The following is an 11,351-nucleotide window of genomic DNA, read 5'->3' on the forward strand; positions in this document are numbered from 1 at the left end:
TTAACTCAGTGCGGTAACGGCGGTATGTTGTCGGACTTCACGGGCAGCGATTTTCTGCTTCGTCAGCGGGATCAGGCTTTTGCCGTATTCGACGGCGTCGTTAAGGGGATCAAAGCCGCGGATCAGGAAAGTGGTAATGCCCAGATCGTAATATTTGAGCAGTGCATCGGAAACCTGTTCCGGCGTGCCGACCAGGGCCGTAGAGTTGGAACCGCCGCCAATCAGCCCGGCGATGCCAGTCCACAGGCAGGAATCCAGACGGTCACCCTGCGCAACGGCATTGAGTAAACGCTGAGCACCCACACTTTGTGGTTTAGCTGCCAGCGTCTGACCTTTTTCAGCCTGCTGGGCTGTTGCTTTCGCAAGGATTTCATCGGCTTTCGCCCAGGCTTCTTCCTCTGTTTTACCCAGGATCGGGCGGAAGGAAATACTGAAGTTGATCGCCCGGTTGTATTTTGCCGCTGAGGCTTTCACGGCTTCCACCGTTTCTGCGGCACTGGCCAGTGGCTCTCCCCATAACGCAAACACGTCGGCCTGTTTGCCCGCCACGCGGATGGCATCATCGGAAGATCCGCCGAAAAATACCGGCAGTTTTTTCTGATAAGGTTTAATGGCGGAGAAAGCATTTTCCGCCTGATAAAACTCGCCCTGATGATCAAAACCGGTTTCTGAATACCAGCTCTGTTTCAGCACATCGATATATTCATCCGTGCGCTGATAGCGGCCGGACTTCGCCACGAAATCGCCGTCACGACGTTGTTCCGCATCGCTGCCACCGCTGATAATGTGCACCGCCACGCGGCCATCCAGCAGATGATCGAGGGTCGCCAGCTTTCGCGCAGCCAGCGTCGGTGCGACAAAGCCCGGGCGATGAGCGAGAAGGAAATGAATGCGGGATGTACTGGCCCCGGCATGCGCGGTGACCAGAAAAGCATCGGGCTGGTCGGAGGCATAAGCCACCAGAATACGGTCAAAACCGGCATCTTCATGGGCTTTGGCGAAATCAGAAATGTATTTTTTATCGAAAATGGGACCGGTCGGCGGGATGATTTCAGAAGCCAGACGGTGTCCGATCATACCAATAAATTGCACGCTCATAGGCTGTCACTCCTCGTGATGAGGCCAGCGGATGACATTCTGCGCTGGCAGGAGTTATCACCATAAACGGCAACTTACTATGTGAGAAATTCATTATCTTCATAAGCTAATATGAAAAATGTGCATCACAGGGGCGGGGGAGTGACACCCCGGCCGGCCTTAAGGCCAGTCCGGGGAGGCAGGCATTCAGAAACGGTTATTGTTTGCGTAAATGCTCAGCATTCAGCACTATTTCGTGCCCTTTCTTTTCGGTGCGTCCGCTTAAACTCACCAAATCCGCAGGGGTAATTTCCTGACCTTCCCAGGCTGATTTCTTAATAAACACATTCATCGTGCCGGTTTTATCACGGAAAATATACGTATCTTCACCGGTCTTTTTAATTAAATATCCTTCAATCGTCACCCAGTTGAGCGACTGTGTTTTCTGGATATTGGCAACGTTATTCTCATGGGCATCCTGCGTGCCACGCTTACCGCTGTCCTGTTTTTGCGGAGGCGGGGGCGTGTCGTCACTTTTAAATCCGCCACCGGTATCGGCCATAGCCTGTGTATTAATAGCGAATGCGGCCAGCAAAATAATAATCCATGATTTCATCATCAGTTTCCTCTGCTTATTTCCAGTAATAAAAAGCATGGCAGAAAATAACTATTTTGCCCGCAAACGGGGATGTTCCAGATTATTCCCCAAAACTGTTCGCGCTGTGTAGCGGTAAATCCAGCCCGTGAGCAATTGCCGCCGCAAACACATCTATTGCCGGTACCTGACTTGCAGGAACGTTGGGATAAATCAGCCACAACTGGCTGCGGGGGGCGAAATCTTTCAGCGCATACAATGTCAGTTCCGGACGTAGTGCATGTTTTTCAACCAGTGCGCGAGGCATCAGACCGAGGCCGCGCCCTTCGGCGATAAGGGATAACTGTAAGGTGGTGCCAAATGCCTCAAGGTTAATGAGCAAAGGTAAACCCTGTTCTGTCAGCGCGCGTTGCAGGGCGGCACGGAAACCACACCCCTGCGGATTGAGGATCCACCCGTGCTGATAACAATCTTCCAGACGTTGTGGTTCAGCCTGTGTGGCTTTCGGGCCGACAACCACTAAATCGACAGTGCCGAGCGGCTGGCTTTCGACACCCTCCGGGAATTGCTTACTGGCGGGGAACAGCACGACCGCCGCTTCCAGTTCCTGCTGCTGTACCCGTAACAACAACTCTTCGCCCCAGCCACTGGAAAGTCGTGGCTGGATTTCCGAAAACTGTGCAGACAGGGTTTTCAGGGCGGGTAACAGACTGCTTTCACTCAGACTTTGTGGCACGGCCAGACGCAGAAGTCCCGACGGCGGGCTGTCGGCGGCCACCAAATCACTGAGCGCATCCACTTCACGTAAAATATGCCGGCATTGCTGATAAACACGGTTGCCCATCAGCGTCGGTTTCAGGGGCTTGGTCTGGCGGTTGAGCAGCGCAATACCCAGCGATTCCTCAAAATTTTGTACCCGACGGGTAATTGCCGGCTGGGTCAGCCCCAGCTCATCAGCAGCCAGCCGGGTCGATTGCAGGCGGATAACAGCAACGAAAGCAGTCAGGTCTTCAATTTTCATGGGCACTCAGTGTCAGGATTAGTCATAACGTATCCGGGCAGAATAAAACAATTTTATGCAGGAAGCTGGATCCCGATGCACATTTTTATGTGTGATTTGCATATTAGCTTATCCATAAAATGAATTTTGGTTGCATCTGCCCGGTGCTAGCCTGTGAAGAAAATCATGAGACAGGAGCAAAGCGATGACCCCTTTACAGCTCGCGCCGCTGAGAGAGTTTCTGGCGGATTTCACCCGGCTGGTACAGGAACCGCATGAGCAGACGCAAATACTCGCGCAGGGAAGCCATCTGCTGGGCAGGCTAATCCGTGAGGATAACTGGTTGCCGCATGAGTTTGCGCAGCCGCATCCCGGGCATTATCAGCAATATCTGTTGTATGCCGATCCCTTGTCGCGCTTTTCCGTAGTGAGTTTTGTCTGGGGTCCGGGGCAGAAAACACCGGTACATGACCATCGCGTCTGGGGGTTGATAGGAATGCTGCGCGGCGCAGAAGTCAGCCAGAATTTTATCCGCCACCCGGATGGTACCCTGCAGCCCGAAGGAAACGCGGTGACGCTGCAACCGGGGGATGTGGAAAAAATCGCGCCAGATCAGCTGGATATCCACCAGGTCAGCAATTTTTATCAGGACCAGGTATCGGTCAGCATTCATGTTTATGGCGGTAATATCGGCGCGGTATCACGGGCGGTTTACCTGCCAGACGGCACAGAGAAAACCTTTATTTCCGGCTATTCCAGCCCGCATCTTCCCAATATCTGGGACCTGTCAAAAGAGAAAAATCATGTCTGATTCAAATTCGCTGCCTTTACGTCACTTTTCCGAACTCCGCGAAGCCCTGCTCGCCGGTCAGGAGGTGGCGCTGGTTGACCTGCGTGAGGAAGCGGCATTTGCCACCGGGCATCCGCTGTTTGCCGCTAACCTGGCCCTGTCTAAACTGGAACTTGAGGTGCAGGATCGCATTCCCAACCGCCATACACCGGTCACGCTGTATGATAACGGCGAGTTTTATAATGTGCAGCGCGGTGAGCGTAAAACTGTGCGGGCGGCTCAATTACTCAAATCGCTGGGGTATCAGGATATCGCGTTGCTGGCTGGCGATCTGGCGGGCTGGAAAGAGGCGGGCGGTGAGATATTTACGGATGTGAATGCGCCCAGCAAAGCCTTCGGGGAATGGGTTGAACATCACTACCGCACACCGTCACTGAGCGCGGAGCAGGTGCTGGCGTTGCAACAGCAGGGCGCCAATATTGCCGTACTGGATGTGCGCCGGTTTGATGAATTTCAGGTGATGAGTATTCCGGGCGGTGTGAGCGTGCCGGGAGGCGAACTTGTGCTGCGCCTGAAAGATGTGGTGCCTGATGAAAACACACACGTGATCGTTAATTGTGCGGGGCGTACCCGCAGCATTATCGGTGCTCAGTCACTGATTAATGCCGGATTTACGCAGCCGGTGTCTGCACTGCGTAACGGGACAATTGGCTGGACACTGGCGCGACAGAAGCTGTCTCATCTGCAACATACCCAGTTTCCTGCGCTGACTGAAACCTCCCGCAGATTCGCCTTAAAAGGCGCACAGACACTGGCTTTACGCGCAGGCGTGCGTTCAGTGACACTGTCACAAATACGTGACTGGCAACGAGATGAGACGCGCACGTTATACGTGTTTGATGTGCGTACGGCAGAAGAATTTCGTGCCGGGCACCTGCCCGGGGCGCGTCACGTTCCGGGCGGCCAGCTGGTTCAGGAAACCGATCACTACGCCAGCGTTCGCGGCGCACGTGTGGTGCTGGTGGATAATGATGGTGTGCGTGCACACATGGCGGCTTCGTGGCTGGCACAGATGAACTGGGAAGTGTATGTCGCGGAAGTTCAGCCCGAAGATCTGACTGAACAGGGCGACTGGAAATCCCGGGTTGCACCTGCACCGGCAGTGGAATCCATCAAACCGGAGCAACTGTTGGGCTGGCTGAGTGAGGGCAATACCGGCGTTATCGATCTCACGACCAGCGCGAATTTCCGTAACCGGCGCATACCGGGAGCAGTCTGGACCACGCGGGGGAATATCCCGCAGATTATCGCCTTACAGCCGGAGAAAGAACGTTGGGTTGTCACCTGCACCAGCGGTTTACTCGCACGTTACGCTGTCACGGAATTGGCTGAATTAACCGGCAAACCGGTGTACTTGCTGGAAAGAGGCACGGTGGGCTGGATTGATCAGGGGCTGCTGCTCGAACGCGGTGATTCTGTTTATCTGAGCGATGTGCAGGACAGGTATCGTCGCCCATACGAAGGCACGTATGTCAGCCCGCAAGCGATGCAGGATTATCTGGACTGGGAATACGGGCTGGTCGGGCAGTTAGAAAAAGACGGAACGCATGGTTTCAGATTACCGGAAGCCTGAGGCTGAGGCCTCTGCGTGAGGAACGCAGAGGTTCAGTTAGTTTTTAACGGCGGCCGCGCGGATGCGTGCGGGCTGTCCAGTCGTATGTTGCAGAGGTGCTTGGAACGGCTTTATTACGGCGCTTTTCGGCACGCGCTTTCGCAGCGACTTTTTCTTTTTCTGCCATCAATGTATCGATGTAGTCATCTTTAATCCGGTTATTTTCCGAATTCGTCAGCTCACGGCCCTGTGCTTTACGGGCTTTATCCAGCAGAGTTTTCAGCTCACGCTGTTCGCTTTCCGTCATATCTTGTTGGGTCAGTCTTTTCATTTTTACTGCATCCTGTGAGGAAAGTGGCTACCAGTGTAGTCGAAATGACCGCGGGAGTCGCTGCAACATTTTGGGTTGCCACCTAAACACCCCCTGTTGCTGCGCGGTGGCCTCCCGCCGGGTTACTCATCCCGATCAAACCCTCACTGCAAGTGAAAAGCCGTCCCGTCATATCCGGTCTGAGATCACTGTGAATCCTGGCTCGTCCCGGTCTTAGGACTGGCTGCTGAATTATCACCTGCGTCTGCAGTTTTGGTATAAACAATCTTCTGACTGTCATTACCGCAGTGACCAACCACCTGACCACCGGCCTGATCGGCCTGATCATTGGGCACGATATCCAGTTTAAATCCTGATTCAGGCAAACCGTTTGCCACGATTTTCTGGGTAATGTCCGCTTTCACGCTTTCACAGGAAGCCTGTGCTACCAGCGGTGCGAGCATAACGACAGCCAGAGCCGCCAGAAGTGTCTTTTTCATCATTCATTCCTTTTATGAAAACCAGTGTACTTATGAGTCTAGCAGACAGGATTTACGGAGCCAGTAACTGACGGCCGGTACGGCGATCAAGACAGCGCTCGGTGTTCGGTTCCCAGTACGCATTGATGTTCTGGCTGGCTTCACACTTGTCACGCAGATCAATTGAATTATCGTATTTGGAGAAATCTTTCTCGTTACGCTGGTTTTTCATGGCCCGCAGGCGCTGAGTTTCATTCCATTGCTCTTTGCTCTGACGTGCTTCTTCGTTGGTCATGGCATCATTGCCGGTTCCGCCAAAGACACAGGTTCCCCCCGCACAGTTGGTGGCCGCGAGCGCAGGCGCCTGCCAGCCGGCGGTCATGACCAGCAAAGCCACCGGCAGTACACTGCGGGTCAGTCGGGTTATAAACGTTGTATTCATTAGCTCATCCTTTTATATATACATATCGCTCAGGCGAATCCCTAAATTATAACATCCGGCTGAATGACGTCACCTTTTGCCTGTAAACTGGTTGATATCCTATTGAACTACGGACTGTAAACCTGGCCCTGTTATGCTCAAAACATCTTTACTGTTCTTTGCGACTGCGCTGGCAGAAATTATTGGCTGCTTTTTACCTTATCTCTGGCTGAGGAAAGGGGGAAGTATGCTGCTGTTATTGCCTGCGGCGGTCAGTCTGGCAGCCTTTGTCTGGCTGCTGACACTGCATCCTGCGGCCAGCGGCAGGGTGTATGCAGCTTACGGCGGTGTTTATGTCATGACCGCCATGCTGTGGTTGCGCTTTGTCGATGGCATGAAGCTCAGCACCACCGACTGGCTGGGCGCTTTGGTCGCCCTGGCGGGGATGCTGATCATTATTTCAGGCTGGAAACCATCCTGAAGCGTTAATGCGACAATCTTTCCATCAGCACAATCACTTTCTGAATCACAATCTGTGCCGCACGGGATAACTGGCGGCGTGGCGCAACACACAGCGCCAGTGTCAGCGGTTTGGCACTGCGACCCTGCAGCGGCACAAACGCCAGCCGCTTTTCCTGTAAATCCGGCAATACGTCTAACAAACTCAGTACGCCGACACCGGCCCCTTTACGGATAAGTTCGCGCATCATGCGCACGTCATTGCAGACGATCGACGGCGTTTCCAGTAGCTGATAACGGTTATACAGCAATCTGGCGCGGGCATTCACCATCAGCGGCTCAGAGGGAATGATCTGCCGGTAAGCGGCAATATCACTGAACGACAAGGATTCCTGCTGCGACAGTTTGTGCCCGACCGGCATCGCGATGCCGATGGGTAATTCCGCAAAAGCGCGCACTTCCAGCCCGGTATGCTCGACGGGGTCAAGCAACAGTCCAAAATCCACTTCCGCTGAACTGACCTGTTCACTGATATTCCGGCTGTCTTCGATGCGGATATCAAAAGTCAGATAAGGGTGCTCTGCACCCACATCGGCAATCAGCTCCGCCACCATGCCTTCACTGAGTGCGGCAATCATGGATATGGTGACATGCCCACGCCGCAGCCCCTGGATTTCATCAAAACGTTCGCGTGTGCGGGAAAACTCTTTCCGCCAGCGGCGGATGTCATCAAATAAAATTTCGCCTGCTGACGTCAGTTTCAGGCCCGTGGGTAAGCGCTCGAACAGCGGAGTTTCCAGCGTTTGTTCAGCCTGCAGGATTTGCCGGTTGATAGCCGATGCTGAGACGTGCAGCACTTCTGCCGCTTTGCGCAAACTTCCTGTTCGGGCGACTTCGGTAAAATATTGCGAAAAACGGGAGAATGGGGACATGGGTGTACTAATTTATGCAGTGAATAAGTGAGATAACTATTATGGACTGCATCACTCATTTTTCCTAGATTGTGCGATGCCCCTTTGTAAAACAATCACCTCAGGTTGTTTTACAGGCAAAGCGGGCAATGACAGGGTTCGTCAAAACACGTTTAAGCTCGCGTGCCTTATTCCACGGGATAATTGTGGGACGAATTGTGGCGTTCGTTCTGCTGTCGCGCGTGCGTGTTTTGAAAAACAACACTAATAACAAGCGTGCATTTTTGATCACCAGACTGAAAGTGATCACGCGACCAAGAGATTCTTTCTCATGTTAGAAAAACTATTTAAGTTAAAAGCTCACCGTACTAACGTGCGGACTGAGATTGTGGCCGGACTGACGACATTTTTAGCAATGGCCTATATTCTGTTTGTTAACCCGTCTATTTTGGGCGCGACGGGGATGGATAAAGGCTCGGTTTTCGTGGCAACTTGTCTTGCTGCCGCAATCGGTTCCGCACTGATGGGCTTTATTGCCAACTACCCGATCGCACTGGCACCGGGCATGGGGTTAAACGCCTTTTTCACCTACACCGTGGTTCTGCATATGGGTTACACCTGGCAGATCGCGCTGGGTGCTGTTTTCCTTTCAGCCTGTATTTTCTTCGCATTATCGATTTTTAAAATCCGCGAATGGATTATCCGCAGTATTCCGCTGCCTCTGCGCTCGGCCATTGCGGCGGGTATCGGTCTATTCCTCGCGCTGATTGCGCTGGAAAACGCCGGTATCGTGATCGCTAACCCGGCAACACTGGTGGGTCTGGGCGATCTGACCAAGCCGGGTCCGTTGTTTGCGATGCTGGGCTTCATTCTGATTGTGGTGCTGGAAGCCCGTAAAATCACCGGCGCGGTGTTGATCGGCGTGCTGGCCGTGACTGTTCTGGCCATTGTGCTCGGCTACTCACCGTTCGGCGGCGTGATGTCGATGCCTCCTTCGATCGCGCCAACCTTCATGCAACTGGACATCAAAGGCGCGTTTAACGTTTCTCTGATAAGCGTGGTGTTTGCCTTCCTGTTCGTGGATGTGTTCGACAACTCCGGCACCCTGATTGGCGTGACCAAACGTGCCGGTCTGGCCGACGAAGATGGCAACATCCCTAAAATGGGCCGTGCACTGGTGGCGGACAGCGCGGCTGCATTGTTCGGTTCACTGCTCGGAACTTCAACGACCACCAGTTACATCGAATCAGCGGCAGGTGTAAGCGCAGGCGGCCGTACCGGTCTGACGGCGATTGTTGTCGCAATCCTGTTCCTGCTGAGCCTGTTCTTCGCTCCGCTGGCAGGTAGCGTTCCGGCCTTTGCAACGGCTCCGGCTCTGCTGTTCATCGCGGTGCTGATGACGTCCGGCCTGGCTGAAATTGACTGGAAAGACATCACTGTGGCAGCGCCGGTTACCGTGACTGCGCTGACCATGCCGTTCACGTATTCCATCGCCAACGGCATCGCGTTTGGCTTCATCACCTGGACGCTGGCAAAACTGCTGACCGGCCGTGCACGTGAACTGAACGCAGCGCTTATCGTCTTGTCGATTCTGTTCGTGATTAAACTGGGCTGGCTGAGCGCGTAATCGTTACGTCAGTCATCAGCATAAAAGGGGGCGCGGGCAGTATAGCCGCGCCTTTTTTGCAGGCACTGATAACGTGCAGATAATAAAAAAAGCAGCCGGAGCTGCTTTTTTGTCAATCAGCAAGCAATATCACTCTTCGCGATGTACCTGTAAACCCGCGAGAGACTGGCTGACCGGCATCATTTCGATGCTGTTGATGTTGACGTGCGCCGGCAGGGTGGATGCCCAGAATACGGATTCGGCCACATCGGCTGCGGTCAGCGGATTCGTATTGTCGTAGGTTTTACTGACTTTCTCATCGTCACCTTTAAAGCGTACGTTGGAGAATTCAGTCCCGCCGCACAGGCCCGGTTCGATGTTAGTGACGCGAACATGAGTGCCGTGCAGGTCGGTGCGCAGGTTCAGACTGAACTGACGGACAAACGCTTTGGTTGCGCCATACACATTGCCACCCGCATAAGGCCAGTTGCCTGCGGTGGAACCAATATTAATCACATGACCGGTGTTGCGTTCCACCATGCCCGGCAGCACGGCGCGGGTCATGTACACCAAGCCTTTGGTGTTGGTGTCGATCATTTTGTCCCAGTCTTCCAGCGAGGCTTTATCCGCTTTTTCCAGACCGAGAGCCAGACCGGCGTTGTTAACCAGAACATCAATGTTACGCCAGTCAGCAGGCAGGCTGGCGATAGCCTCTTCAATAGAAGCACGGTTAGTCACGTCCAGTTCAACCGCGTACAACGCATCTCCCAGTTCGGCTTTCAGGTCATCCAGACGCTCTTTACGGCGGCCGGTGGCAATCACTTTATGACCTTCTTTAACAAACTTACGTGCGATTTCAGCACCAAATCCGGCAGTTGCGCCGGTAACAAAAATAATCATCCCGGTATTCCTCTGTTTTAAAGCAAGGTGTGCACGAGGCCCACTAAAGAAACTCTTTAAGTATTAACACAAAAATAACGAGACCGGCAGAGTTAACCGGTCTCAGTGCGTATCATTTTATTGCAGTTACTTCTTCAGATAGGGCGCGATCAGCGATAAATCCGCCGCAGACAAGCGATCCGGTGCGGTCTGCGCCTGATGCCAGTAAGGATACAACAAAGGCAACTGGCTGACTTTATTAAGTCTTTCAATTTCTTCGTTATTGAGGGTTAAACCGGCGGCGAGCAGGTTATCCTGTAACTGTGCGTCGTTGCGCGCGCCGACAATGACCGATGTTACCTGCGGACGGGCAATCAGCCACGCCAGCGCAATTTGCGCCGCAGAAACGCCACGTGCTTCGGCGATATCTACCAGCACATCGACTATGTCATACAGAGCACTTTCGTCACGCACCGGCGGTTCACCCCAGTCGGCCAGATGGCGTGTACCTTCGGGTGCTGCCTGATTACGGCGATATTTACCGGAAAGCAGGCCGCCTGCCAGCGGACTCCAGACCAGTACGCCCAGTCCCTGATCCTGCGCGGCGGGCAGCAACTCATATTCAGCTTCACGTGCCTGCAGGGTGTAATGGATTTGCTGACTGACCGGACGGATGAAGTGATTAGCGTCCGCTACACCCAGCGTTTTCATCACGTGCCAGGCAGAGAAATTGGAGACACCGACATAACGCACTTTGCCGCTGCTGACCAGATCATCGAGCGCCCGCAGCGTTTCTTCCAGCGGTGTCAGGCCGTCCCATTCATGCAACTGGTACAGATCAAGGTAATCTGTATTCAGCCGCTTCAGGCTGGCTTCACAGGCGCGCAGAATATGATGACGTGACGAACCCCGGTCGTTCGGGCCTTCGCCCATCGGGAAGCGGGCTTTACTGGCAACCAGTACGTCGTGACGTTTGCTGCCCAGCGCTTTACCGAGAATAACTTCCGATTCACCGCCTGAATAGACATCGGCGGTATCGAACAGGTTAACCCCTGCATCAAGACATAATCCTATCTGGCGCTTTGCGGCCTCAACGTCAGTTTGCCCGGTTTTGGCAAATTTGCCCTGACCACCAAATGTCATGGTGCCGAGACTGAGTACTGAAACTTTCAGGCCAGACCGGCCTAACAGACGGTATTCCATCATTTATCT

Annotated in this window: 13 protein-coding genes; 4 read left to right on the forward strand and 9 right to left on the reverse strand. The window is 53.6% G+C overall.

Going from position 1 to position 11,351, the window contains the following annotated elements:
- From J1781_RS22195 to J1781_RS22205, 3 genes are all read right to left on the reverse strand, one after another.
- A complete protein-coding gene (locus tag J1781_RS22195) occupies positions 1-1,098 on the reverse strand; it encodes an LLM class flavin-dependent oxidoreductase (RefSeq protein ID WP_217234211.1) in 1,098 nt (365 codons plus the stop codon).
- Positions 1,099-1,294: 196 nt separating this feature from the next.
- Entirely contained in the window at positions 1,295-1,696 is a 402-nt protein-coding gene (locus J1781_RS22200; RefSeq protein ID WP_217234212.1) for a NirD/YgiW/YdeI family stress tolerance protein, read from the reverse strand.
- Positions 1,697-1,775: 79 nt separating this feature from the next.
- Positions 1,776-2,693 carry a LysR family transcriptional regulator gene (locus tag J1781_RS22205; RefSeq protein WP_217234213.1) on the reverse strand — a complete coding sequence of 306 codons (918 nt, stop codon included), beginning with the start codon at positions 2,691-2,693 and terminating at the stop codon, positions 1,776-1,778.
- 184 nt (positions 2,694-2,877) lie between these two features.
- On the opposite strand from J1781_RS22205, the gene J1781_RS22210 reads away from it, so the two are divergent.
- Positions 2,878-3,483 (forward strand): cysteine dioxygenase family protein, encoded by a 606-nt coding sequence (locus J1781_RS22210; protein WP_129951308.1) that lies wholly within the window; start codon positions 2,878-2,880, stop codon positions 3,481-3,483.
- Entirely contained in the window at positions 3,476-5,095 is a 1,620-nt protein-coding gene (locus J1781_RS22215) for a rhodanese-like domain-containing protein (RefSeq protein ID WP_217234214.1), read from the forward strand. The genes J1781_RS22210 and J1781_RS22215 overlap by 8 nt, the downstream gene beginning before the upstream one ends.
- 43 nt (positions 5,096-5,138) lie before the next feature.
- Here the strand turns inward: J1781_RS22215 and J1781_RS22220 are convergent, their stop codons facing one another.
- The 3 genes from J1781_RS22220 to J1781_RS22230 all read right to left on the reverse strand — a co-directional run bounded on the left by J1781_RS22220 (position 5,139) and on the right by J1781_RS22230 (position 6,305).
- Positions 5,139-5,405: a YjbD family protein gene (locus J1781_RS22220; RefSeq protein ID WP_015697358.1), complete on the reverse strand. Its 267-nt coding sequence runs from the start codon at positions 5,403-5,405 to the stop codon at positions 5,139-5,141.
- A 185-nt stretch (positions 5,406-5,590) separates the two neighbouring features.
- On the reverse strand, positions 5,591-5,884 hold the full coding sequence (locus J1781_RS22225; protein WP_129951306.1) for a DUF1161 domain-containing protein: 294 nt from the start codon (positions 5,882-5,884) through the stop codon (positions 5,591-5,593).
- Positions 5,885-5,936: 52 nt separating this feature from the next.
- Positions 5,937-6,305, reverse strand: a complete 369-nt coding sequence (locus J1781_RS22230) for a DUF1283 family protein (protein ID WP_129951305.1) — start codon at positions 6,303-6,305, stop codon at positions 5,937-5,939.
- A 133-nt stretch (positions 6,306-6,438) separates the two neighbouring features.
- On the opposite strand from J1781_RS22230, the gene J1781_RS22235 reads away from it, so the two are divergent.
- Positions 6,439-6,765 (forward strand): YnfA family protein, encoded by a 327-nt coding sequence (locus J1781_RS22235; protein ID WP_129951304.1) that lies wholly within the window; start codon positions 6,439-6,441, stop codon positions 6,763-6,765.
- Positions 6,766-6,769: 4 nt separating this feature from the next.
- On the opposite strand, the gene J1781_RS22240 is transcribed toward J1781_RS22235, so the two are convergent.
- Positions 6,770-7,675 carry a LysR family transcriptional regulator gene (locus J1781_RS22240; RefSeq protein WP_129951303.1) on the reverse strand — a complete coding sequence of 302 codons (906 nt, stop codon included), beginning with the start codon at positions 7,673-7,675 and terminating at the stop codon, positions 6,770-6,772.
- A 310-nt stretch (positions 7,676-7,985) separates the two neighbouring features.
- On the opposite strand from J1781_RS22240, the gene J1781_RS22245 reads away from it, so the two are divergent.
- Entirely contained in the window at positions 7,986-9,281 is a 1,296-nt protein-coding gene (locus J1781_RS22245) for an NCS2 family permease (RefSeq protein WP_129951302.1), read from the forward strand.
- Between the two features lie 129 nt (positions 9,282-9,410).
- Here the strand turns inward: J1781_RS22245 and ydfG are convergent, their stop codons facing one another.
- Both ydfG and J1781_RS22255 read right to left on the reverse strand, forming a co-directional pair.
- A complete protein-coding gene (gene ydfG / locus J1781_RS22250) occupies positions 9,411-10,160 on the reverse strand; it encodes a bifunctional NADP-dependent 3-hydroxy acid dehydrogenase/3-hydroxypropionate dehydrogenase YdfG (RefSeq protein WP_129951301.1) in 750 nt (249 codons plus the stop codon).
- Between the two features lie 126 nt (positions 10,161-10,286).
- A complete protein-coding gene (locus J1781_RS22255) occupies positions 10,287-11,342 on the reverse strand; it encodes an aldo/keto reductase (protein ID WP_129952113.1) in 1,056 nt (351 codons plus the stop codon).
- Positions 11,343-11,351: the final 9 nt, after the last annotated feature.

The organism is Rahnella perminowiae, from assembly GCF_019049695.1.
Classification (GTDB): Bacteria; Pseudomonadota; Gammaproteobacteria; order Enterobacterales; family Enterobacteriaceae; genus Rahnella; species Rahnella perminowiae.